Below are 23,372 nucleotides of genomic sequence, written 5' to 3'. Positions count from 1 at the left end.
CGCGGCACTCCCCCGGCGGTGGTCTCCGGTGTATTCTCCAGACATGCACCTCGCGCCGGGAGCCAAGTCGAAGCCGCCAGACGACGCGGCGCGCCTTGCCCTGTTCGGACCGCCGGTGTTCGGCTTCGTGCCGCAACGGCGCATTCAGGAACGCGGCTGGAGTTGGTACGGCAATCACGGCCGCACACTCGAAGCGCAGGCCCATTACTGGCTCGCCGATCCCGCGGGCAATTTCTGGTTCGAGAATTCGCCGGCCGGCCCGATCGGCATCGCCGAATTGCGCGGATTCGTCTTCACCGACGTGCCGGGTTCAACAAATCGGGGCGGAGACCCCATTCGTGATGCACTCAACCAACACTTGCAATACATCGTGATGAACTATGCCAAGAATCCCTACGAGTTCGGGTCTGAACTCTGGGCCGGACGGCACACGCAGCAGCAGGCGGAGATCGAGCTAGCGCTGGCGCACCGATCGAACCTGATCGTCAACGACATGGCCCTGCCGGCCATCACCGTGACGGCCTCCGATTTCACAGGTACCGCGATGGCCGTGGCCGGACGCGTGGTGACCGTCGTGATTCACTCGGCCGATGTCGGCAAGATCGACACCCGCCTCACCCGCCGGGTCTAGCGCGGGCTGTGGCTGGTCCCGATTAGAACGGCAGCAGCGGGTCGATTCCGACGGCCACGAACAGCAGGGTCAGGTAGGCGATCGAGCCGTGGAAGACGCGCATCGGCGATACATGCTCGTGCCGGATGGCCAGGCTGTACAGGCGGTGCGTCTCGTAGATGAACCAGCCGCCGGTGACGAGCGCGACGAAGGTGTACAGCAGCCCCATGTCGGCAATCGGGATCAGCAGCAGCGAGCAGGCGACGGTGGCCCAGGCGTACAGGATGACCTGCAGTCCCACCTGGGCACGGCCGCGCACCACGGCGAGCATCGGCACGCCGGCGGCCTGGTAGTCGGCACGGTACTTCATCGACAGCGGCCAGTAGTGCGGCGGCGTCCACAGAAAGATGATCATGAACAGAATGACCGGCGGCCACGACAGGTCGCCAGTCACGGCGGCCCAACCGATCAGCACGGGCATGCACCCGGCCACACCGCCCCAGACGATGTTCTGCGGGGTGCGACGCTTGAGAATGATCGTGTAAAAGACGACGTAGAGCAAAATGGCACCGAACGACAGTGCGGCGGCGAGCCAGTTGGTCAGCAGTCCCAGCCAGAGAATGGATGCCGCGCCTAACGCCCACGCAAAGATCAAGGCTTCCCGGTCACTCAGTTCACCGGTGACGAGCGGACGGTTCTTCGTGCGCTTCATCAGGCGGTCGATATCGCGATCGAGGTAGCAGTTGAACGCTCCAGCGGAACCAGCGCTGAGGGCCCCGCCCACGAGAGTCGCCAGAATCAGCCAGAGGCTGGGGATGCCCCGTTCGGCGAGCAGCATCGTGGGTGCGGTTACTACCAGAAGCAATTCGACGACTCGCGGTTTAGTCAGGGAGATATAAGCCTTGAGGGTGCGCTTCACTGTGCGCGGTCCGCTTAGGACCGGGGTCTTCAGGGCGACGTTCATTGTTCCTCTAACGCTAGGCAAGTCTTTTTAGTGTAGGTCACCCACTGCCCCTTCCCGACAATGGACATGTCACGTCATATAGAGCGTCCCGCCGCAAACTTCCCTATACTTATAGTGCTCCCCACAGTGAATCAGTAGTTCGGCGAGCCCCCGGGTGGGAGATGGCGGCAACAGCAGGCCAACTCGCTGGGGGTGACATTTCACCTGCATTCTCGCGTCGGGATGGCGCGGCCCCGCAGTGTGAGACGGTTGCCGACACTTGCACATCTATCAAAGGATGGGTTGAGCTCAACCCGCCTTCGCTTCAATGAAGGGTTACGTGACGTGGCAGCTTTCCAATGGGATTCCATTGACGATCAGGCGGTTAACACCGCACGCATTCTCGCGGCTGACGCCGTTGAAAAGGTTGGGAACGGGCACCCGGGTACAGCGATGAGCCTCGCTCCCGCCGCGTATCTTTTGTTTCAGAAGATCATGCGCCGGGACCCGGCCGACAACGACTGGCTCGGTCGCGACCGTTTTATTCTCTCGGTCGGCCACAGCTCGCTGACCCAGTACGTGCAGTTGTACCTCGGCGGCTACGGCCTCGAGCTTGAAGACCTCAAGGCCCTCCGTACCTGGGGATCCAAGACCCCCGGCCACCCGGAGTATGGGCACACCGCCGGCGTCGAGATCACCACCGGCCCGCTCGGCCAGGGACTGGCCTCCGCCGTCGGCTTCGCCTACGCTTCACGCTTCGAGCGTGGCCTGTTTGATCCGGATGCCGCCACCGGTGCCAGCCCGTTCGACCACTTCGTCTACGTCATCGCCGGCGACGGCGACCTGCAGGAAGGCCTCACGAGCGAGGCATCCTCTCTCGCCGGCCACCAGCAGCTCGGCAACCTGATCGCGATCTACGACAGCAACCAGATCTCCATCGAAGACGACACCAACATCGCCTTCACCGAAGACGTCGCCGCGCGCTACGCCGCCTATAACTGGCACGTGCAGACGGTGAATTGGAAGAAGACGGGCTCCTACGTCGAAGACGTCGCCGAGCTGAACGCAGCCATCGAGGCTGCCCAGAACGAAACCGGCAAGCCCAGCCTGATCATCCTCAAGACGATCATCGGCTGGCCGAGCCCGAAGAAGCAAAACACCGGCAAGATCCACGGCTCCGCGCTCGGCGCCGAAGAGCTCGCCGGAGTCAAGACCATTCTCGGCTTCGACCCGGAGAAGACCTTCGACGTCGCTCCCGAGGTCATCGCCCACACCCGGCTGGCCCTCGATCGCGGCGTCACTGCCCACGCCGAGTGGACCGTGCAGTTCGATGCCTGGGCGACGGCCAACCCGGAGCGCAAGATTCTGCTCGACCGGGTCCTCTCCGGCGATCTGCCTGACGGCGTGGACGAGGCCCTCCCTGTCTTCCCCGGCGGCACCGCGGTATCGACCCGCGCGGCGTCCGGCAAGGTTCTCACCGCCCTCGGCGGCGTCATCCCCGAACTGTGGGGCGGCTCAGCCGACCTTGCCGAATCCAACAACACCACCATCGGCGGCGCTGCCTCGTTTATTCCGAGCGAGCACTCCACCGGTGAATGGTCGGGCAACGAGTACGGACGGGTGCTGCACTTCGGCATTCGCGAGCACGCCATGGCCGCCATTCTCAACGGCATCGTGCTGCACGGCAACACCCGCCCGTTCGGCGGCACCTTCCTCATCTTCAGCGACTACATGCGCCCCGCGGTGCGTCTGGCCGCACTGATGAAGGCTCCGTCGATCTTCGTCTGGACCCACGACTCCGTCGCGCTCGGCGAAGACGGCCCGACCCACCAACCGATCGAACAACTCGCAACCCTGCGCGCCATTCCCGGACTCGACGTGGTTCGCCCCGGCGACGCCAACGAAACCGCCTGGGCCTGGAAGACCATTCTGGAACGCCGTAATGGTCCGGCCGGCATCGCGCTGACCCGCCAGAACATTCCGGTCTACGAGCGCGGTGAGGGCGCAGCATCTGACGAGGTCTTCGCCTCGGCCAAGAACGTCGCCCGCGGCGCCTACGTGCTGGCCGAAGCGGCCGGCGGAACCCCGGACGTCATTCTGATCGGCACCGGCTCCGAGGTGCAGCTCGCCGTCGACGCTAGGGCCCAGCTTGCCCGTGAAGGCATCAACGCCCGCGTGGTCAGCGCCCCCTGCCTCGAATGGTTCGAAGAGCAGAGCAGCGACTACCGCGAATCGGTGTTGCCCGCAGCCGTCACCGCACGGGTGTCCGTCGAGGCCGGCCTCGCGCTGACCTGGCGCGGCTACGTCGGCGATGCCGGCCGCAGCATCTCAATCGAGCACTTCGGTGCATCCGCTGATTACCAGACGCTGTTCCGCGAATTCGGAATCACCACTGAAGCAGTCGTCGCCGCCGCCAAGGAATCAATCAGCGCAGCCTGACGTTGTCCCACAGGCATGGATCGTCGCCGCAGGTCAACACCGCGCGTCTCCATGACTCTCCATTAAACCGCTATAGCCAGCTGCCTGACGGCAGCATTATTAGGAGATTTTCACTATGACCACGACTACCCCCCTCGCCCAGCTGTCCGCAGCCGGCGTCAGCATCTGGCTCGACGACCTGTCCCGTGAGCGCATCAACTCCGGCGGTCTGCAGGACCTGATCAAGAACAGCAACGTCGTTGGCGTCACCACCAACCCGACCATCTTCGCCGGAGCCCTCGCCAAGGGCGAGGCCTACACCGACCAGGTAGCAACCCTGGCCGCCGCCGGCACGAACGTCACCGAAGCCGTCTTCGCCATCACCACGGACGACGTTGCCGCCGCCTGCGACATCTTCCGCCCGGTCTACGACGCGACCCAGGGCCAGGACGGCCGCGTCTCGATCGAGGTCGAGCCGAGCCTCGCCCGCGACGCAGCCGGCACGGTCGCCGAAGCCCAGCAGCTCTGGAAGAAGGTCAACCGCCCCAACGCGATGATCAAGATTCCCGCGACGGTCGAAGGGCTCGAAGCCATCACAGCGACCATCGCCCTGGGTATCAGCGTCAACGTCACCCTGATCTTCAGCCTCGAGCGTCACCGCCAGGTCATCAACGCCTACCTGGCTGGGCTCGAGCAGGCCAAGGCTGCCGGCATCGACCTCTCAACCATTCACTCGGTTGCGTCGTTCTTCGTGTCGCGCGTCGACTCCGAGATCAACACCCGCCTCGAAGCCATCGGAACCCCCGAGGCTCTGGCTCTGAAGAGCAAGGCCGGCGTCGCCAACGCGCAGCTTGCTTACCAGGTCTACGAGCAGGCCTTCAGCAGTGAGCGTGCCCTCGGCCTGATCAAGGCCGGCGCCACCAAGCAGCGCCCGCTCTGGGCCTCGACCGGCGTCAAGGATGCCAGCCTGCCCGACACCCTGTACGTAACCGAACTGGTCGCCCCCGAGGTCGTCAACACCATGCCCGAGAAGACCATGAAGGCTGCGGCCGACCATGGCGTCATCCCGGCCGACTCGGTCACCGGCTCCTACGCCGCTGCCAACGCTGTGCTCGACGCACTGGGAGCGCAGGGCGTCTCGTACGATGACGTCACCCGACTGCTCGAAGAAGAAGGCCTCTCGAAGTTCGAGGTGTCCTGGAACGAACTGCTCGACACCGTGCAGACGGCCCTCACCGCAGCGTCGACAACCGCGGCAGTCTAATGAGCTTTCGCATCTCGGTGAGCGGCTTAGCTGCCGATGCTGTACGCGCCACCGTACCGACGCTGGTGACGGATCTCGTCGCCTCCGGCGTCACCGGCCTCAACCCGGCGCTGTGGGGGCCGGAGGCGGAAGCCGAGGCCGCACTGCGCCTCGGCTGGACCGAATCCGTCGTGGTGTCCAGGCCGCTCGTGGCCGAGATTCTGGAGTTGCGGGCCACCCTGCAGGCGCGCGGCGTCACCCAGATCGCCCTCGCCGGCATGGGCGGATCGTCGCTCGCCCCCGAGGTCATCACTCGCACGGCTGGCGTGAACCTCACCGTTCTCGACGCGACCGACCCCGGCCAGGTGCTCGCTGCCCTGAACGACAACCTCGTGGGCACCGCTCTCGTGGTGTCATCGAAGAGCGGCTCGACCGTCGAAACCGACAGCCAGCGCCGCGTGTTTGAGCGTGCGTTTCGTGCCATTGGAATCGATCCAGCCGAACGTATTGTCGTGGTGACCGATCCAGGATCGCCACTCGAGGCATCCGCTCTCGCGGACGGTTATCGCGTCTTCAACGCCGATCCCAACGTGGGCGGTCGCTACTCCGCACTGACCGCGTTCGGCCTCGTACCCTCGGGCCTGGCGGGCGTTGACATCGGTGCTCTTCTCGACGAAGCAGAGTCCATCTCCTTGGCTTTGGCCGTTGACTCCCCAGAGAACCCGGGGCTCGTGCTCGGAGCGGCGATCGCCGCGACCAGCCCGCGCCGCGACAAGCTCGCCATCGTCTCGGACGGCACCCACATTGTGGGCTTCGCCGACTGGGTCGAACAGCTCATCGCCGAATCGACCGGCAAGCTCGGCACCGGCATCCTGCCGGTCGTGCTCGAACTCGATGCTCCGGAACTGACCGAAGCGCTTCCCGATGTGCAACTCGTGCGGGTCGTCGCTGACGCCGGCACCGAGTTGTTCAGCGAAACCGGCGACGAGATCCGCGTCAGCGGAACCCTTGGTGCACAGTTTCTGGTTTGGGAATACGCGACCGTTGTCGCCGGGCGCCTGCTCGGTATCAACCCGTTCGACCAGCCAGACGTTGAATCCGCGAAGATCGCGACCCGCGGTCTGCTGGACGCCCGCCCCGCACCGGAACCCGCCGCGTTCATCGCTGACGGTATCGAAGTGCGCGGCACGCCACACGTCATCGGTGCCGCGAGCGACCTCGCTTCGGCCGTTGATGCACTACTCGAGGAGCTCGGCCCCGACGGCTATGTGGCCGTGCAGGCCTACGTCGACCGGCTCGCACTGCCCGAGCTGGCCGAGGTTCGCAATAAGCTCGCCGCTCTCTCCAAGCGCCCGGTGACCTTCGGCTGGGGACCGCGTTTTCTGCACTCCACCGGTCAGTTCCACAAGGGTGGAACGGCAACGGCCGTCTTCCTGCAGATTCTGACCACACCGGCGGAGGACCTCGACATTCCTGAGCGTCCGTTCACCTTTGGTGAGCTCATTCAGGCACAGGCCAGCGGCGACGCGAGCGTGCTCGCTGAGCACGGCCGGCCCGTGCTGACACTGACGCTGACCCAGCCGAAGCAGAACATCAGCACGCTTTTTGACGCCTTAAGCTAACCAATCGGGGTCCTCTCGGCCAGCGGCCGCGAGGAACCCCACCCGCTTGCGCATCATCCGATTTTTTTTCGTGTCCTCAATTTTCTGCACTGTCCCGTCAAAGGAGCTGCATGTCCCCGGTGGAAATTACCCCGGAGTTTAATCCGCTCAGGTCGCCGTCCGACTATCGTCTGAATCGAATCGCCGGGCCGTCCAGCCTCGTGATCTTCGGCGTCACCGGTGACCTCGCGCGCAAGAAACTCATGCCCGCGGTCTATGACCTCGCCAACCGGGGGCTGCTGCCGCCCGGCTTTGCCCTGGTGGGCTTCGCCCGCCGCGACTGGGACAACGAGGACTTCATGCAGGTTGTGCATGACGCCGTCAAGGAACACGCTCGCACCGACTTTCACGAAGATGTCTGGGCGCAGCTAGCCGAAGGCATCCGTTTCGTTTCGGGCACCTTTGACGATGACGAGGCGTTCGCTCGATTGACGCAAACCATTGACGAGCTGGACCGAGAACGCGGAACGATGGGCAACCATGCGTTCTACCTCGCCATTCCGCCAAAGGCGTTCCCCCTCGTCACCGAGCAGTTGCGCCGTTCCGGCCTGGCCGAGCAGAAGAACGGCCAGTGGCGACGTGTCGTCATCGAGAAACCGTTCGGGAGCGACCTGACAACGGCCCGTGAGCTCAACGATGTCGTCGAGTCGGTCTTTCCACCCGACTCCGTCTTTCGCATCGACCACTACCTCGGCAAAGAGACGGTGCAGAATATTCTGGCGCTGCGATTCGCCAACGAGATGTTCGAACCGCTGTGGAACGCCAACCACGTCGAGCACGTGCAGATCACCATGGCCGAAGACATCGGTGTCGGAGGTCGTGCCGGATACTACGACGGTATCGGCGCGGCTCGCGACGTGATTCAGAACCACCTACTGCAGCTGCTCGCGCTCACCGCCATGGAAGAGCCGATCTCCTTCGACGCCGCCGACCTGCGCGCGGAGAAAGAAAAGGTGCTCGCCTCGGTGCGGCTCCCCGCCGACCTCGGCCTCGGCACCGCCCGCGGGCAGTACGCCGGCGGCTGGCAGGGCGGCGAAAAGGTCGTCGGTTTTCTCGAAGAAGACGGGATGAACCCGGACTCGGTCACCGAAACCTATGCTGCCATGCGTTTGACGATCGACACCCGACGTTGGGCTGGCGTTCCGTTCTATCTGCGCGCCGGCAAGCGCCTCGGGCGTCGCGTGACCGAAATTGCCGTGGTCTTCAAGCGGGCCCCCCAATACCTGTTCGCGCCCGGCCAGACGGCCGAACTCGGACACAATGCCCTCGTGATTCGCGTGCAGCCGGACGAAGGGGTCACCATTCGGTTCGGCTCGAAGGTTCCGGGAGTGGTCATGCAGGTTCGCGACGTGACCATGGACTTCGGCTACGGGCATGCCTTCACCGAGGCCAGCCCTGAGGCCTACGAGCGACTCATCCTTGACGTCCTCCTGGGCGACCCACCGTTGTTCCCCCGCCATGAAGAGGTCGAGCTGTCCTGGAAGATTCTGGACCCGGTGGAAGAATACTGGGCCACCCAGGGCCAGCCGGAACAATACCGCCCCGGCACCTGGGGCCCCACATCCGCTGACGACCTATTGGCCCGCGACGGCCGCACCTGGAGGCGACCATGATCGTCGATCTGCCCAACACGACCACCGCGAAGATCTCCAAGGCGCTCGTGCGCATCCGCGAGGAGGGTGGCGCGGTCGCCCTCGGGCGAGTACTGACGCTGATCATCGCCTCCACCCTCGGACACGAAGAGGAAGCCATTGAAGCCGCCAACGATGCCTCGCGGGAACACCCCATGCGAGTCATCGTCGTGTCGACCCAGGACAACGATGAAACGGATGCGACTGCTCGCGTCGATGCGGAAATTCGCGTCGGCGGGGATGCCGGCGCGAGCGAGGTCATCGTTCTGCGCGTCTACGGTGATGCCGCGAACGATCCGGAAAGCCTGGTCACCGGCCTGCTCTTGTCGGATGCTCCCGTCGTCGCCTGGTGGCCGGGCACCGCGCCAGCCGTTCCCGGCGACTCGCCACTCGGCCGCATCGCCTATCGCCGGATCACGGATTCCTCTGCCCAGCCGGACCCGCAAGCGGCACTGCACCAGCTGTGCGGCAGTTATCGTCCCGGCGACACCGACTTCGCCTGGACCCGACTGACGCTCTGGCGGGCCCAGTTGGCGGCCGTTCTGGACCAGCCACCCTATGAGCCGATCATCGGCATCCAGGTGACCGGCGCCGCAGCCTCGCCCTCGACTACGCTGCTCGCTGCCTGGTTGCAGATGCAGCTGCAGGTGCCCGTGGACTGCGTACTGACGACGGGCCCCCTGGCCAATGGTGTGAACGGTGTACATCTGACGCGCGCGTCCGGGACCATTTCCCTCGAACGCGAGATTCCCGATATTGCCACCCTCACCCAGCCGGGCCAGCCGATGCAGGACCTGACGCTCAAGCGCCGCAGCCTGCGCGATTGCCTGGCCGATGAACTGCGCCGACTCGATCCCGATGAGCTGTATGGTGAGGTGATCACGCGCGGCCTGCCGCAACTCGATGACGTGGTGGCACAAAGAACCGGAGCGTGACCGTGACCAATGAACGACGCGTGCTGCTGCACCAGAACAAGCAAGCGCTGGCCGGGTCGGTCGCTGCACGCTTTCTGACCAACATGGTTGACGTCCTACACGAACAGGACGAGGCCAACGTCGTGCTCACCGGCGGTTCCGTGGGCATCGCCGTTCTGGCCGCCATCAACGAGTCGGCCGCCCGGGACACCATCGACTGGTCCCGGGTGAATTTTTGGTGGGGCGATGATCGTTGGCTTCCCCGCGCCGATCCGGAACGTAACGAGTTGCAGGCGCGCGAAGCACTTTTGGACCACATCTCGGTCCCTGCGGAAAATATTCACGCTTTCGGAGCGTCCGACGACGACGTCGAAGCGGGGACGGATGCCCTCGACGCTGCGTCCGCCCACTATGCGGCGGAGTTGTTGGCTCGAGCCCCCGAGGGATCCCAGTACCCTCGTTTTGACGTCACGTTTCTCGGAGTCGGACCCGATGGCCATATCGCGTCGCTCTTCCCTCACCGATCGGGTATCCGCGAGCGTGAAGCCAGCGTCATCGCTGTGCGTGACTCCCCCAAACCCCCGGCCGACCGGCTGTCCCTGACTCGGCCCGTGATCAACTCGTCGGATCGCGTCTGGCTGGTGCTGGCCGGATCTGACAAGGCATCGGCGCTCGGACTGGCTCTCGCTGGAGCCAGCCGCGACGAGGTACCCGCTGCCGGGATCAAGGGCCGCTACCACACCGTGTTCTTCGTGGACAACGACGCAGCAGCCCAAGTGCCGGAAAGCCTGATCGCGGCTGCCAACTAGGCTTTCCGAGGGCATCCGCTGAATTGGATTCCCTAATCAGGCGTGAAAAACAACAAAGGGCCGGCTCTCGATTTCTCGAGAGCCGGCCCTTTGGGTGGTGCAGATCAGTTCGTAGGCGACAGCTTGCCCCGACGAACGCGCAACTGGTTGAGTGCTTCTTCAAGGAGCGACTCGGCCTCTTCTTCGGTACGACGCTCCTTGACATAGGCCAAGTGGGTCTTGTAGGGCTCGAGTTTCACGACCGACGGAGGATTCTCCTTGTCCCGGCCAGCGGGAAGCCCCGACGACGGGCAATCAATGGTCACCGGGATCTCTTCATCGGGCAGGCTCGCAGCAAAGTACCGTACCGTCTCATTGCCCAAAGCATCCCAGTATGAGACCTTGATGCGGTCCGCGTGAAAACCGCGGTCCTGCTCGCCCATGGGCCCCGCGCCTACACGAGAGCCACGAATTGCGCTTCCGCCTGATGCCATCTTGTTCCTCCGTTGACTCGTGCAGTCGTGCGCTGCAGGTTCGAGCTGTGATTGGTGCTACTGCTGTAGACAATGTGCCTTGAAAGCCTGTGCACGACAAAGTGCACCGGAAACCTCAGGGTAACTCCGCACTGGTCGAAAAGTTAAGCTCCTGTGTCAAACTTCGTGATCAATCCGAGAACGACGATGCAGGAGATCCAGAGCAGGCCCAGAATGATCGTGATCCGGTTGAGGTTTCGCTCGGCCACCCCCGACGCTCCCAGGTTGGAAGTCACACCGCCGCCGAACATGTCGGAGAGCCCACCACCCCGCCCCTTGTGCAACAAAATGAGCATGGTGAGCAGGAGGCTCGTAATACCGACGAGCACCTGCATGACGACCTGGAGAATCTCCACACGAAACCTTTCACAAACACGGTGGACGCAACTCTGGCGCCCAGACCATCGTAATTATACCCTTCAGCCCACAAGCGAGGCGGTTGCCACACGGGCAACCCCCTCGCTCACGACTGGGAGGGTGCGCGTCGGTTTAGAGACCGACGTGCTTTTGATAGCGGATGATGCTGGAGAACTCTGGAATATCCAGGCTCGCACCGCCGACCAGGGCACCGTCAACATTGGGTTCGCGCATGAACGCGGCGATGTTGCCGCTTTTGACCGAACCGCCATAGAGGATGCGCGTCTTGTCGGCGACGTCCTGCCCAAGCAGTTCGGTGAGAACGCCGCGTAGGGCTGCGGCGACCTGTTCGGCCTGTTCAGGCGTTGCCGCCTGTCCGGACCCAATGGCCCAAACCGGTTCGTACGCGACGACGATATCGGCGGCGTTGGTGACGCCGGCGAGGGCGGCACGCAGCTGAGCGACGGGAACGGCGCTTGGACCGTGAACGGCGAGGTCTTCAGCACTTTCGCCCACGCAGATCAGCGGCACGAGATTGTGCTTCAAGGCTGCGGTCACCTTCGCGGCGACCTGCTCATCGGACTCATTGTGCAGGGTACGGCGTTCGGAGTGCCCGATGATGACGTACTGGCACTCCAGCTGAGCCAGGAACGCCCCGGAGATCTCGCCGGTGTAGGCTCCGGATTCCTGCGCCGAGACATCCTGCGCACCAAAGGCGAGCGGCAGCTTGTCGGCCGAAACCAGGGTCTGCACGCTGCGCAGGTCGGTGAACGGCGGAAAGACTGCCACCTCCACGGCGGCGAAATCATGATTGGCGTCCTTGAGATTCCAGGCGAGCTTCTGCACAAAGGCGATGGCCTGGAGGTGGTCCAGGTTCATCTTCCAGTTGCCCGCGATCAGCGGTGTACGCCGAGGGTTAATGTTCACTGCCATCCGAGGACCTCCAGTCCTGGCAGGCGCTTACCTTCGAGGAACTCGAGGCTGGCACCGCCGCCGGTAGAAATATGACCAAATTGGTCGTCGTTGAAACCGAGAATACGCACGGCCGCGGCGGAATCGCCACCGCCGACCACGCTGAGGCCGGTAACCTCGGTGAGTGCGGCGGCCACGGTACGGGTGCCCTCCGCGAACGGTGCGAGTTCAAAAACGCCCATCGGGCCATTCCAGAACACCGTGTTCGATGCCCGAATTATTTCGGCAAACGCCAGAGCGGTGTCTGGTCCGATGTCGAGGCCGAGTCCGGCTGCGCCGAACGGGGTGTTCTCGATACCGTCGGCCGGTGTGATGACGTGTTCGGCATCTGCACCGAATTTCGAGGCGACAACGACATCGGTCGGAAGCACGATTTTGACGCCAAGGCGATCCGCCTCGGCCAGGTAACCGCGAACCGTGTCGATCTGATCGCTTTCGAGCAGGCTCGCGCCGACCTGGTGCCCCTGCGCGGCCAGGAACGTGAACAGCATTCCGCCGCCAATCAGCAGCGAATTCACGCGCGGCAACAGGTGACCGATGACGCCGAGCTTGTCGCTCACCTTGGACCCGCCGAGGATGACCGTGTACGGCGCCTCTGGCTTTTCGGTGAGGCGATCAAGCACGTCGAGTTCGGCAGCGATGAGCAGTCCGGCAGCGCTCGGAAGGAGCGAGGCGAGATCGTACACGCTGGCCTGCTTGCGGTGGACAACGCCGAAGCCATCCGAAACGAGCGCGTCGCCGAACAGCGCGAGCTGCTGGGCGAACGCGAGGCGATCGGCATCCGTTTTGCTGGTTTCTCCGGCGTTGAAGCGCAGGTTTTCCAGGACGACGATTTCACCGTTCTGCAGCGCTGCCACGGCCTCGGTGGCCGAGGCGCCGACGGTGTCGGTGGCGAAGGCCACCGGAAGGGCCACCAGTTCGCTCAGGCGAGCAGCGACCGGCTTCAGGCTGTACTGGGGATCAACAGCCCCGTCGGGACGCCCGAGGTGAGAAACAATCACTACGCGGGCGCCCTGAGCGACGAGGGCGTTGAGGGTGGGCAGTGACGCCCGCACTCGTCCATCATCGGTGATCTGCCCGTTTTTCAACGGAACATTCAGGTCGAAGCGGACAATAACCCGCTTGCCGGCGAGGGAACCAAGCGAGTCAATCGTGCGTAACGTCACCGGGGGCCGTTAGAGTCGCTCGGCGACGAACTCGGTGAGGTCAACGAGGCGGTTGGAGTAACCCCACTCGTTGTCGTACCAAGAAGCAACCTTGACCTGGTCGCCGATCACCTTGGTGAGGCCGGCGTCGAAGATCGAGGAGTGCGGGTCGCCGACGATGTCGCTGGAGACGATAGGGTCCTCGGTGTAGCTGAGGATGCCCTTGAGGGGGCCCTCGGCTGCAGCCTTGTAGGCGGCGTTCACTTCTTCGACCGTGACCGGGCGCGAGGCCGTCAGGGTGAGGTCGGTGATCGAGCCGGTCGGAACCGGAACGCGCAGCGCGTAACCGTCGAGCTTGCCGACGCTCTCCGGGATGACCAGGCCGAGTGCCTTAGCTGCACCGGTAGAGGTCGGGATGATGTTCAGCGCGGCGGCACGGGCACGCCGAAGGTCGCTGTGCGGGCCGTCCTGCAGGTTCTGGTCTGCGGTGTAGGCGTGGATCGTGGTCATGAGGCCACGCTCGATGCCGAAGTTGTCCAGGAACACCTTGACGAGCGGCGCGAGGCAGTTCGTGGTGCAGGATGCGTTCGAGATAATGTTGTGAATCGCCGCGTCGTAGGTGTCTTCGTTCACACCGAGCACAAGCGTGGCAACGTCAGCACCGGTTGCCGGGGCAGAGACGATGACCTTCTTTGCGCCGGCCTCGATGTGCTTCTGCGCGTCGACGGCCTTGGTGAAGCGACCGGTGGACTCGATGACGATCTCGACGCCCAGGGCTGCCCAGGGGAGGTTGGCCGGGTCGCGCTCGGCGAGCACCTTGATGGGCTTGCCGTTGACAATGATATCGTCACCGTCGACCTCGACCGAGGCGTTCAAACGACCGGCGACGGAGTCGTACTTGAGCAGGTGGGCGAGCGACGCGGGGTCGCTGAGGTCGTTGACGGCGACGATTTCGATGTCGCTGCCCTTCGCGAGGGCTGCGCGGAAGTAGTTACGGCCAATACGGCCGAATCCGTTGATGCCGATCTTTACGGACACAAATAACTCCTGTTAGAAAAGGGCGCCGACTGGCGCGATGAAAAGTGATGCACTACTGGGTACGGGAGGAAAACAGCGGTGCCCCGCCCGCGCACCGAAATGCTGGGGTGGGGCACCGGCAGGCTATGAGAGTAGCAGCAGGCCGTTGGTCTTCTCGCGTGCGACGGTGAAACGCTCCTGAACGTTCGCCCAGTTGGCGATGTTCCAGAACGCCTTGACGTAGTCAGCGCGCACGTTGCGGTAGTCGAGGTAGTAGGCGTGCTCCCAGACATCGAGCATGAGAACCGGAACGGTACCAGCAGCGAAGTTGGACTGCTGGTCGAAGAACTGCTGGATGATCAGGCGCTGGCCAATGGAGTCCCAAGCTAGAACTGCCCAGCCGGAACCCTGCACGCCCAGGGCAGCGGCGGTGAAGTGCGCCTGGAACTTATCGAAGGAACCGAAGTTGTCATCGATCGCGGCGGCGAGTTCGCCGACAGGCTTGTCTCCACCGTTCGGGGAGAGATTGGTCCAGAAGATGGAGTGGTTGACGTGGCCGCCGAGGTTGAAGGCGAGGTCCTTCTGCAGCTTGTTCACGTTGGCGAGGCTGCCGCTGTCGCGGGCCTCGGCGAGCTGGGCCAGCGCGGTGTTCGCGCCGGTAACATACGCCTGGTGGTGCTTGCCATGGTGGAGTTCCATGATGGCACCGCTGATGCTGGGCTCGAGAGCCGAGTAGTCATAGTCAAGGGTGGGCAGGATATATTCAGCCATTACTTATCTCCTTTTCAGTGGTGGCGCCACATCGGATGCGGCGACCTTGTAAGCACATTCAAGTGTACCTGCGCGGTTCCCAGGCACAGAATTGATCACGTCAGGCGTCTTCCGGGTGAACCGGGTAGGGAACGTCGGTTCCCTCGATGCCAAGCTCGACCGCTTTCTTGTCTGCCATGGCGAGCAGCCGGCGGATCCGGCCGGCGACGGCGTCCTTGGTCATCGGCGGATCGGCGTGGTGGCCCAGTTCATCAAGGCTGGAGTCACGAAAATTGAGGCGGAGATCGCCGGCATAGCGCAGGTGTTTGGGGATATCTTCGCCCAGGATGTCCATGGCGCGCTGAACGCGGGCACAGGCGGCGACCGCGGCTTCGGCCGAACGGCGCAGGTTCGCGTCATCAAAGTTGACCAGCCGGTTGGCGGTGGCACGCACTTCGCGACGCTGCCGCAGCGTCTCCCAGTTGAGCACGGTGTTGGTGGCGCCCATGTGCACGAGCATCGCCCCAATGGCATCGCCGTCACGGATGACGACCCGGTGTACCCCGCGAACTTCGCGCGCCTTGGCCGCGACGCCGAGGCGTCCGGCAGCGCCGACCAATGCCATGGCGGCTTCGTTGCCGGGGCAGATGACCTCGAGGGCCGCCGAACGGCCCGGATCCGTCAGAGTGCCGTGGGCGAGGAAGGCTCCGCGCCAGACGGCGGCGATTTCTTCCTTCGAGCCGGTGGTGAGACGGTTGGGCAGACCTCGAATCGGGCGCCGACGGGCATCCAACAGGCCAGTCTGTCGTGCCAGTGTCTCCCCACCCTCGATGACCTGCACGAGGTAGTGGCTGGACTGGCGCAGGCCGGCGGCGGCAATGACCTGCAGGGCGCTGCGCACTCCGTAGAGCTCGGCCAGGTCCTTCCGCACCCGGCGAGCCAGGATGGCGGTGTCCAGTTCCGATTCGATCGCGATGCGGCTGCTGATCATGTGCAAACCTCCGGAGAACCGAAGAATAGTGGCCAGTTCGGCCGCGCGCACGGTGGTCTTGGAGACCTCCACGCGCGAAAGTTCGTCTTTAACGTCGGCGGTGAGTGCCAATCGCTTTTCCATTCTGTTGATCAGTTGCGTTAGGTCTGAGGGATGAGAGTGCGGTGGAGCAGCGGATGCTGCGCCCGGTCTCGCTTATTCGCGTCCGAGGTCGCGGTGCTTGATATTAACCACGACTCCGGGAAGTTTTTCGAGTCGAGACGCCAGTTCCCGGGCCATGGCGACGGAGCGATGTTTGCCCCCGGTGCAGCCGATACCGATCGTGGCATGGCGTTTGTTTTCCCGCTGGTACCCGGCCAAAACCGGTGCCAGGGCGGCCGCATAGTGGTCGATAAATTCGAGGGCACCATTTTGGGCAAGTACAAAGTCTCTCACTTCCGGATCGACACCGGTGTGCGCCCGCAGCTCTGGGATCCAAAACGGGTTCGGCAGGAAGCGGGCATCGGCCACCAGATCGACATCCGTCGGCAGGCCGTACTTGAAGCCAAAGCTCATAATGGTGAGCTGCACGCCGGCCGATCCGGCTGCGGCGAATCGCTCAGTGATGGCCGTCGCCAGCTGGTGCACATTGAGGTCTGAGGTGTCGATGACCAGGTCGCTCGACTCCCGCACGGTCAGCAAGCGAGACCGCTCCGCCGCGATGCCATCGAGCAGGGTGCCATCACCCTGCAGAGGGTGCGGCCGACGTACCGATTCGAAGCGGCGCACGAGCGCGTCATCCCGCGCTTCGAGGAAGATCACCTGAACCTGCGTGTTACTTCGCAATTGCTGCACGGTTTCGAGAAAGTCACCGAACAGATCGCGGCCGCGAATGTCGACCACGGCGGCGATCTTGGGCAGGTTGGTACCGGCACGTTCGACCAGATCGACCAGGGGCCGCAGCATTTGCGGGGGCAGATTATCGACGACGTACCAGTCGAGATCCTCCAGCGCATTGCCGACGGTCGAACGACCCGCCCCGGACATTCCCGTGACGATCAGCACTTCCTGCTTGTCGGGATCCGTAGTCATACGTTCAAAGCGCCTTAATGAAAAGTTGTGGGACTATCTAGCCTACCCAGCGGTGAGCGGTTCACGCGCGCAAATGGGCATGGATCGCCTCGGCCAGCACCGGGCCGATGCCGCGAACATCTGCTATTTCCTGCACGGATGCGACCTTGAGCCGGGCCACCGAACCGAAATGCTGCAGCAGCACCTTGACCCGGGCGGGGCCAAGCCCGGCGATCTCCCCCAAGATCGAGGCTACGTCCTTCTTACGTCGGATGCGCTGATGAGTGATGGCAAACCGGTGAGCTTCGTCGCGGATGCGCTGAATCAGGAACAGCGCGTCGCTGTTGCGCGGCAGAATCACCGGGTAGTCGGAGTCGGGCAGCCAGATTTCTTCGAGCCGCTTGGCGATGCCACACAGTTGAATTCCGGTCACGCCCGATTCAGCGAGTGCCCGTTTGGCTGCGGCGACCTGCGGCTGGCCGCCGTCGACGATGAGCAGGTTGGGCCGGTACTTGAATTTGGCTCGCTTCTGCTCGACCTGGGCGATGTCGCTCTGACCGGCGACTGCGATCAGAGCGGGATCTGCGGCATCCGCTGCCCCGGATTCGGGTTTCAGGTAGGCCAGCCGGCGCGTGAGAATCTGGTAAATCGAGTCGGTGTCGTCGGTGGACACTGGAATGTTGAAGCGGCGGTATTCGTCTTTGCGGGGTAACCCGTCTTCGAAGACAACCATCGATGCGACGATGTTGGTGCCGCTGAGGTGGGACACGTCGTAGCATTCCATCCGCAGGGGCGCGGCCGGCATCTCCAGGGCTTCCTGAATGTCTTCGAGCGCCTTCGACCGTGCGACGAAATCGGAGCTACGCCGGGTTTTGTAGAGCATGAGGGCCTGTTTGGCGTTGTTGGTGGCCGTGACGAGGAGGGCGGCCTTCTCGCCGCGCTGCGCAGCCACCAGCCGTACCTTGCGCCCGGCCAGATCGGCCAGCCAGGTCTCGAGGGCTTCCGCGTCGTCGGGCAGTTCGGGCAGTACGATTTCGCGCGGCGGCTTCGACTCGTTGTTGTAGGCCGTCTGCATCATGGAGTCGATGAGCTCGCTCCTGGTCACGTCGAGCTCCTTGTCGACCATCCAACCGCGCACACCGCGGATGCGACCGCCCCGCACGATGAACAGCTGCACGGCGGCGGCCAGCTCGTCCTGCTCGATGGCGAACAGGTCGATGTCGACGTTGTCCCGCAGCACGACGGCGCTCTTCTCGAGTACGGCGTTGAGCGCCCGCACCTGGTCGCGCCGTTTGCCGGCGATTTCGTACTGCTGCGCCGCTGCTGCGTCTTTCATCTCCTGGGTGAGCTCGTTGATGAGTTTCTTGTCGTGACTCCTCATGAAGCTAACGAACTCATTGACGATCTTGCGGTGATCCTCCATCGAGACCAGGCCGGAGCAGGGGCCGAAGCAGCGCCCGATCTGGCCGGCGAAACACGGCTTGCCGCTCTGCATGGCCCGTTTGTAGTTGGCGTTGTTGCAGGTGCGGATGGGGAAGGCCTTGAGCATGAGCTCGATGGTTTCGTGCACGGCCCACACCTTGGGGTACGGCCCGAAGTAGCGGGCGCCCTTGATATTCTCGGTGCGGGTGACGAGCGCGCGCGGCGCCTCATCGCCCAGGGTGACGGCGAGGTAGGGGTAGGACTTGTCGTCCTTGAACTGCACGTTGAACGGCGGATCGAACTCGTTGATCCACATCCATTCAAGCTGCAGGGCTTCAACCTCGGTGCCGACGACCGTCCACTCGACCCCGGTCGCGGTGGTGACCATGCGGCGGGTACGTTCGTGCAGGCTGTACAGCGGCGCGAAGTAGTTGCTCAGCCGGGCCCGCAGGTTCTTGGCCTTGCCGACATAGAGGATGCGCCCGGTCGCATCGCGAAACCGGTAGACCCCGGGGGTCGTGGGAATCTCGCCCGTTTTCGGGCGATAGCTCAGGGCATCAGACATGGCCTCGCGGCCGCCTAGCCGGCAGCCAGGACCTCCTTCAGGAAGGAACCGGTGAAGCTCTTCTTGACCGTGGCGAGGTGCTCAGGGGTGCCGGTCGCGAGTACCTTGCCACCGCCGGAACCACCCTCTGGGCCGAGGTCGATCACCCAGTCGGCGGACTTGATGACGTCGAGGTTGTGCTCGATCACGATGACGGTGTTGCCCTTGTCGACAAGGCTGTTGAGCACGAGCAGCAGTTTGCGCACGTCTTCGAAGTGCAGGCCCGTGGTCGGCTCGTCGAGCACGTATACACTGCGACCGTTGGACCGGCGCTGCAGCTCGGTGGCGAGTTTCACCCGCTGGGCCTCGCCGCCGGAGAGGGTCGTGGCGCTCTGGCCGAGGCGCACATAGCCCAGTCCGACCTCGACCAGCGTTTTGAGAAAACGGTGGATCGACGAGATCGGCTCGAAGAAATCGGCCGCCTCGCTGATCGGCATGTCGAGCACCTCGGCGATGTTCTTGCCCTTGTAGTGCACGGTGAGGGTGTCGCGGTTGTACCGGTCTCCCCCGCACACCTCGCAGGCCACGTACACGTCGGGCAGAAAGTTCATCTCGATCTTGATGGTGCCGTCACCCGAGCAGGCTTCACAGCGGCCGCCCTTGACGTTGAAGCTGAAGCGACCGGGCAGGTATCCGCGGGTCTTCGATTCGATGGTCTCGGAGAACAGGGTGCGGATCTTATCGAACACGCCGGTGTAGGTGGCCGGGTTGGAGCGCGGGGTTCGGCCGATGGGTGCCTGGTCAACGTGGATGACCTTGTCGAGCTGCTCGAGACCGGTGACCCTGGTGTGCTTGCCGGGCAGCTTGCGGGCGCCGTTCAGCCGATTGGCGAGCACACGGTAAAGGATGTCGTTGACCAGCGATGACTTGCCAGATCCGCTGACCCCGGTTACGGCGGTGAAGGTGCCGAGCGGGAACGTCACCGAGACCTTTTGCAGGTTGTTGGCCTCGGCACCGGTGACGCCGATGAGTCGCTCCGGGTCGATCGGGCGGCGGGTCGTCGGGGTGGCGATGGACTTGCGCCCGGCCAGGTAGTCGCCGGTGAGCGACTTCGTGTTGGCGAGCAGCCCCTCGTAGGAGCCGGAGTGCACGACGTGTCCGCCGTTGACCCCGGCGCCGGGGCCGATGTCGACGATCCAGTCAGCGGTTTTGATGGTGTCTTCGTCATGTTCGACCACGATGAGCGTGTTGCCGAGGTCGCGCAGGGTGACCAGCGTCTCGATCAGGCGACGGTTGTCGCGCTGGTGCAGGCCGATGCTGGGTTCGTCGAGCACGTAGAGCACCCCGGTGAGCCCGGAACCAATTTGAGTGGCCAAGCGGATGCGTTGTGCCTCACCGCCGGACAGGGTCGCCGCGGCCCGCGCCAAGTTGAGGTAGTTGAGCCCGACCCGAATGAGAAAATCGAGGCGCGCGCGAATCTCGCGCAGAACCTGGGCGGCGATGGCGGCCTCGCGGTCGGTGAGCGTGAGCTGGTCCATGAACTCGCGGGCGTCGCTCAAACTGAGCGCGCAGACATCCGCAATGCTCGCGTCGTGCACGAGCACGGCGAGCACCTCAGGCTTGAGCCTCGTGCCCTTGCAGACGTGGCAGTCGACCTCGCGCAGGTATTCCGACCAGCGCTGCCGCTGGGTGTCGCTCTCGGCCTGCAGGTACTGGCGTTCGATGTAGGGCACGACACCCTCGAAGCCGGAGGTGTAGCTCATTTCACGCCCGTAGCGGTTCTTCCATTTGACCCGCACCTCGAAGTTATCGCCGCGCATGACGGCGTTCTGCACCTCGCTGGTCAGGTCACCCCAGGGGGTGTCGAGCGAGAAGTCGAGGTCGCGGGCGAGACCGTCGAGGAGCTTCTCGTAGTACTGGAACAGGCCCTTGCCCTGGGTGGTCCAGGGCAGTACAACACCCTCGGCGATACTCAGGTCCGGGTCGCCGAGCAGCAGGTCTTCGTCGACGGACATGCGGGTGCCGAGGCCGGAGCACTCCGGACAGGCGCCGAACGGGGCGTTGAACGAGAACGTGCGCGGTTCGATTTCGGTCAGCTGCACCGGGTGGTTGTTCGGGCAGGAGAGCTTCTCGGAGTAGTTTTGCCAGGCCTTGTCGCCTTCCTCGTCGAGAAAGTTGATCTGCACGAGGCCATCGGTTAGCTTGAGCGCCGTTTCGAGCGAGTCGGTGAGGCGACTGAGCAGTTCGGGGCCGGCGACCAGACGGTCGACAACAACGGAAATGTCGTGCTTCTGCTGCTTCTTGAGCGTGGGCGGTTCGCTCAGCTGAATCTGGGTGCCGTCGACGATCGCGCGGGAGTAACCGCCACCGGCGAGCTCTTGGAAGAGGTCGACAAACTCGCCCTTCTTCTGCGAAATGACCGGGCTGACCACCTGGTAGCGGATACCCGCCTTCAGTTCCATGAGCTGGTCGGCGATCTGCTGCACGGTCTGCGACTGGATAATCTCGCCACAGATCGCGCAGTGCGGCACGCCGATACGGGCCCAGAGCAGGCGCATGTAGTCGTAGATCTCGGTGATCGTGCCGACCGTGGACCGCGGGTTGCGGTTGGTGGACTTCTGGTCGATCGAGACCGCGGGGCTCAAACCCTCGATGAAGTCCACGTCGGGGCGGTCAACCTGCCCGAGAAACTGCCGAGCGTAGGCCGAGAGTGACTCCACGTAGCGGCGCTGGCCCTCGGCGAAGATGGTGTCGAAGGCGAGCGACGACTTTCCCGAACCGGAGAGACCGGTGAAGACCACGAGCGCATCGCGCGGAATCTCCAGATCTACGTTGTGAAGGTTGTGTACGCGGGCTCCGCGCACACTGAGTTTGGGACCTGTTTCTACCTTGGTAATCGACACTCATTGAGTCTATGCAACGCCGCTGACAGTGCCTGACAGCAAGCATCGCCGAGAGCGAACACCGGCACATCCCAATATTGTTTCAGAGTATGTATATACTCGGTGACTAATAGCCGTTTGAATTGCCGGAGGTCGTATGTCTGTTCGCCAGAGTCTGCTCGCCATCCTGAACCAGGGGCCGTGCTACGGCTACCAGTTGCGGGCCGAATTCGACCGGCGCACCGGGTCGACCTGGCCGCTCAACGTCGGCCAGATCTACAACACCCTCGACCGGCTGGAGCGCGACGGTCTGGTGCAGAAGGCCGATATCGACGCCGACGGTCAGAATTACGTCGAGATAACGGATGCCGGACGGGCGGAGGTCGCCGACTGGCTCGGCTCCCCCGTGGTGCGCACAATGGCCACCCGTGACGAGCTCGCCATCAAGCTCGCGATCGCCGTAACGCTGCCCGGCGTCGACATCGCCCAGGTGATTCAGGTCCAGCGCACCGCCACCATGCGCACCCTGCAGGAACTGACCCGCACCAAGAACGCGACCGCCGACCCGGAATCATCCGAGCAGCTGGCCTGGCTGCTCGTGATCGACTCGCTCATCTTCGCCGCCGAGGCGGAAGCGCGCTGGCTCGACCACTCGGAGCACCGGCTGGCCAGAGCCCGCGCGGCCGGCCTGGCCGCTCCGCTGCCGCTCAACACCGAGGTGCCCAAGCGCGGTCGCCCGGCCAAGACTGCGGCGGCCAACGCATGACCGGCTCCGACATTCTCTTGCAGCTCGACGGAATCTCGATGCAGTACGGCCGCGGCGAGACCGCGATCACCGCGCTTGCGGGAGTCGACCTGTCGGTGCGCCGCGGCGAACTCGTGGCCGTGATGGGGGCATCCGGTTCGGGAAAATCGACCCTTCTAACGGTGGCCGGCGGACTCACCCCACCGACGGCCGGGGAGGTCGTCGTCGAAGGGCACTGGCTGAGCCAGCTCTCGGCCCGCGAACTCGCGACCCTGCGCCGGCGCAGCCTCGGATTCGTGTTTCAGGATTTCAACTTGATTCCCTCGCTGACCGCGCTCGAAAACGTGAGCCTGCCACTCGAACTCGACGGGTGGACGTCAAAGAAAGCGCACCGTCCAGCCCTCGATGCGCTCAATATCGTCGAGCTCGGTGACCGGGCCCAGCATTTCCCCTCTGATTTGTCGGGCGGCCAGCAGCAGCGGGTGGCGATCGCCCGCGCCGTCGTCGGCGGCCGGTCGTTGATTCTCGCCGATGAACCCACCGGCGCCCTCGATAGCACGACCGGCGAGCTTGTGTTGCGGATGCTCCGCTCGCGAGTCGATGCCGGTGCCGGCGGCATTCTGGTCACCCATGATGCCCGCCACGCGGCCTGGGCCGACCGGATCGTCTTTCTGCGCGACGGGCGGATTGTGGACGAGTCGTGGGCATCCGCTGTGTCGAGCCTGCTGAGCGGGCTGCCGGCATGAGCGTTGAGCC

20 protein-coding genes are annotated in these 23,372 nt (G+C 64.0%); 9 read left to right on the top strand and 11 right to left on the bottom strand.

The window, feature by feature from the left end; genetic code table 11:
* Window positions 1–43 precede the first annotated feature (43 nt).
* A complete protein-coding gene (locus E3T41_RS04215) occupies window positions 44–631 on the top strand; it encodes a hypothetical protein (protein WP_092448556.1) in 588 nt (195 codons plus the stop codon).
* Window positions 632–653: 22 nt separating this feature from the next.
* Here E3T41_RS04215 and E3T41_RS04210 read toward each other — a convergent pair whose 3' ends face one another.
* Window positions 654–1,574, bottom strand: a complete 921-nt coding sequence (locus E3T41_RS04210; RefSeq protein ID WP_092448555.1) for a heme o synthase — start codon at window positions 1,572–1,574, stop codon at window positions 654–656.
* A gap of 324 nt (window positions 1,575–1,898) precedes the next feature.
* On the opposite strand from E3T41_RS04210, the gene tkt reads away from it, so the two are divergent.
* The 6 genes from tkt (at window position 1,899) to pgl (ending at window position 10,229) form a co-directional block, all read left to right on the top strand.
* The gene (gene tkt / locus E3T41_RS04205; RefSeq protein WP_092448554.1) at window positions 1,899–3,992 is read left to right on the top strand and encodes a transketolase; all 2,094 of its coding nucleotides are present in this window, start codon (window positions 1,899–1,901) and stop codon (window positions 3,990–3,992) included.
* A gap of 115 nt (window positions 3,993–4,107) precedes the next feature.
* Complete coding sequence (gene tal, locus E3T41_RS04200; protein WP_092448553.1) at window positions 4,108–5,235, top strand: transaldolase; 1,128 nt, start codon at window positions 4,108–4,110, stop codon at window positions 5,233–5,235.
* Complete coding sequence (locus tag E3T41_RS04195; RefSeq protein WP_092448552.1) at window positions 5,235–6,836, top strand: glucose-6-phosphate isomerase; 1,602 nt, start codon at window positions 5,235–5,237, stop codon at window positions 6,834–6,836. The genes tal and E3T41_RS04195 overlap by 1 nt, the downstream gene beginning before the upstream one ends.
* Window positions 6,837–6,946: 110 nt before the next feature.
* Window positions 6,947–8,488, top strand: coding sequence for a glucose-6-phosphate dehydrogenase (gene zwf / locus E3T41_RS04190; RefSeq protein WP_092448551.1), 1,542 nt, complete (start codon window positions 6,947–6,949; stop codon window positions 8,486–8,488).
* On the top strand, window positions 8,485–9,441 hold the full coding sequence (locus E3T41_RS04185; protein WP_134477454.1) for a glucose-6-phosphate dehydrogenase assembly protein OpcA: 957 nt from the start codon (window positions 8,485–8,487) through the stop codon (window positions 9,439–9,441). Before zwf ends, E3T41_RS04185 begins: the two co-directional genes overlap by 4 nt.
* 2 nt (window positions 9,442–9,443) lie before the next feature.
* Complete coding sequence (pgl, locus tag E3T41_RS04180; RefSeq protein ID WP_134477598.1) at window positions 9,444–10,229, top strand: 6-phosphogluconolactonase; 786 nt, start codon at window positions 9,444–9,446, stop codon at window positions 10,227–10,229.
* 104 nt (window positions 10,230–10,333) lie between these two features.
* Here the strand turns inward: pgl and E3T41_RS04175 are convergent, their stop codons facing one another.
* The 10 genes from E3T41_RS04175 to uvrA form a co-directional block, all read right to left on the bottom strand.
* A complete protein-coding gene (locus tag E3T41_RS04175) occupies window positions 10,334–10,702 on the bottom strand; it encodes an RNA polymerase-binding protein RbpA (RefSeq protein WP_092107849.1) in 369 nt (122 codons plus the stop codon).
* A gap of 143 nt (window positions 10,703–10,845) precedes the next feature.
* Entirely contained in the window at window positions 10,846–11,097 is a 252-nt protein-coding gene (gene secG, locus E3T41_RS04170; protein WP_092107845.1) for a preprotein translocase subunit SecG, read from the bottom strand.
* Window positions 11,098–11,230: 133 nt separating this feature from the next.
* Window positions 11,231–12,031: a triose-phosphate isomerase gene (gene tpiA, locus E3T41_RS04165; protein ID WP_170851537.1), complete on the bottom strand. Its 801-nt coding sequence runs from the start codon at window positions 12,029–12,031 to the stop codon at window positions 11,231–11,233.
* Complete coding sequence (pgk, locus tag E3T41_RS04160; RefSeq protein WP_092448549.1) at window positions 12,022–13,236, bottom strand: phosphoglycerate kinase; 1,215 nt, start codon at window positions 13,234–13,236, stop codon at window positions 12,022–12,024. Before pgk ends, tpiA begins: the two co-directional genes overlap by 10 nt.
* A gap of 9 nt (window positions 13,237–13,245) precedes the next feature.
* Window positions 13,246–14,253: a type I glyceraldehyde-3-phosphate dehydrogenase gene (gene gap / locus E3T41_RS04155; RefSeq protein ID WP_134477452.1), complete on the bottom strand. Its 1,008-nt coding sequence runs from the start codon at window positions 14,251–14,253 to the stop codon at window positions 13,246–13,248.
* Window positions 14,254–14,376: 123 nt separating this feature from the next.
* Window positions 14,377–15,003: a superoxide dismutase gene (locus E3T41_RS04150; RefSeq protein ID WP_092448547.1), complete on the bottom strand. Its 627-nt coding sequence runs from the start codon at window positions 15,001–15,003 to the stop codon at window positions 14,377–14,379.
* Between the two features lie 100 nt (window positions 15,004–15,103).
* Window positions 15,104–16,084 (bottom strand): DNA-binding protein WhiA, encoded by a 981-nt coding sequence (gene whiA / locus E3T41_RS04145; protein WP_092448546.1) that lies wholly within the window; start codon window positions 16,082–16,084, stop codon window positions 15,104–15,106.
* 84 nt (window positions 16,085–16,168) lie between these two features.
* A complete protein-coding gene (gene rapZ / locus E3T41_RS04140) occupies window positions 16,169–17,044 on the bottom strand; it encodes an RNase adapter RapZ (RefSeq protein ID WP_092448545.1) in 876 nt (291 codons plus the stop codon).
* Between the two features lie 61 nt (window positions 17,045–17,105).
* Window positions 17,106–19,010 (bottom strand): excinuclease ABC subunit UvrC, encoded by a 1,905-nt coding sequence (gene uvrC / locus E3T41_RS04135; protein ID WP_134477450.1) that lies wholly within the window; start codon window positions 19,008–19,010, stop codon window positions 17,106–17,108.
* 14 nt (window positions 19,011–19,024) lie between these two features.
* Window positions 19,025–21,892: an excinuclease ABC subunit UvrA gene (gene uvrA, locus E3T41_RS04130; protein WP_104132814.1), complete on the bottom strand. Its 2,868-nt coding sequence runs from the start codon at window positions 21,890–21,892 to the stop codon at window positions 19,025–19,027.
* A 136-nt stretch (window positions 21,893–22,028) separates the two neighbouring features.
* On the opposite strand from uvrA, the gene E3T41_RS04125 reads away from it, so the two are divergent.
* Window positions 22,029–22,637 carry a PadR family transcriptional regulator gene (locus E3T41_RS04125; RefSeq protein ID WP_092448542.1) on the top strand — a complete coding sequence of 203 codons (609 nt, stop codon included), beginning with the start codon at window positions 22,029–22,031 and terminating at the stop codon, window positions 22,635–22,637.
* Window positions 22,634–23,362, top strand: a complete 729-nt coding sequence (locus E3T41_RS04120; RefSeq protein ID WP_134477448.1) for an ABC transporter ATP-binding protein — start codon at window positions 22,634–22,636, stop codon at window positions 23,360–23,362. The genes E3T41_RS04125 and E3T41_RS04120 overlap by 4 nt, the downstream gene beginning before the upstream one ends.
* The last annotated feature ends 10 nt before the right edge of the window (window positions 23,363–23,372 follow it).

Source organism: Cryobacterium sp. Hh38 (genome assembly GCF_004403235.1).
In the GTDB taxonomy this organism is placed as follows: Bacteria; Actinomycetota; Actinomycetes; order Actinomycetales; family Microbacteriaceae; genus Cryobacterium; species Cryobacterium levicorallinum.
Note: the sequence above shows the minus strand (reverse complement) of the source record. Positions and strands in the feature narration are given on the sequence as shown.

Excerpts from the sequence above, each read along its gene's own strand:
- E3T41_RS04215 (WP_092448556.1), top strand. The coding sequence starts at position 44 with ATGCACCTCGCGCCGGGAGCCAAGTCGAAGCCGCCAGACGACGCGGCG.
- E3T41_RS04210 (WP_092448555.1), bottom strand. The coding sequence starts at position 1,574 with ATGAACGTCGCCCTGAAGACCCCGGTCCTAAGCGGACCGCGCACAGTG.
- tal (WP_092448553.1), top strand. The coding sequence starts at position 4,108 with ATGACCACGACTACCCCCCTCGCCCAGCTGTCCGCAGCCGGCGTCAGC.
- E3T41_RS04195 (WP_092448552.1), top strand. The coding sequence starts at position 5,235 with ATGAGCTTTCGCATCTCGGTGAGCGGCTTAGCTGCCGATGCTGTACGC.
- zwf (WP_092448551.1), top strand. The coding sequence starts at position 6,947 with ATGTCCCCGGTGGAAATTACCCCGGAGTTTAATCCGCTCAGGTCGCCG.
- E3T41_RS04185 (WP_134477454.1), top strand. The coding sequence starts at position 8,485 with ATGATCGTCGATCTGCCCAACACGACCACCGCGAAGATCTCCAAGGCG.
- E3T41_RS04175 (WP_092107849.1), bottom strand. The coding sequence starts at position 10,702 with ATGGCATCAGGCGGAAGCGCAATTCGTGGCTCTCGTGTAGGCGCGGGG.
- tpiA (WP_170851537.1), bottom strand. The coding sequence starts at position 12,031 with ATGGCAGTGAACATTAACCCTCGGCGTACACCGCTGATCGCGGGCAAC.
- E3T41_RS04150 (WP_092448547.1), bottom strand. The coding sequence starts at position 15,003 with ATGGCTGAATATATCCTGCCCACCCTTGACTATGACTACTCGGCTCTC.
- rapZ (WP_092448545.1), bottom strand. The coding sequence starts at position 17,044 with ATGACTACGGATCCCGACAAGCAGGAAGTGCTGATCGTCACGGGAATG.
- uvrC (WP_134477450.1), bottom strand. The coding sequence starts at position 19,010 with ATGTCTGATGCCCTGAGCTATCGCCCGAAAACGGGCGAGATTCCCACG.
- E3T41_RS04125 (WP_092448542.1), top strand. The coding sequence starts at position 22,029 with ATGTCTGTTCGCCAGAGTCTGCTCGCCATCCTGAACCAGGGGCCGTGC.
- E3T41_RS04120 (WP_134477448.1), top strand. The coding sequence starts at position 22,634 with ATGACCGGCTCCGACATTCTCTTGCAGCTCGACGGAATCTCGATGCAG.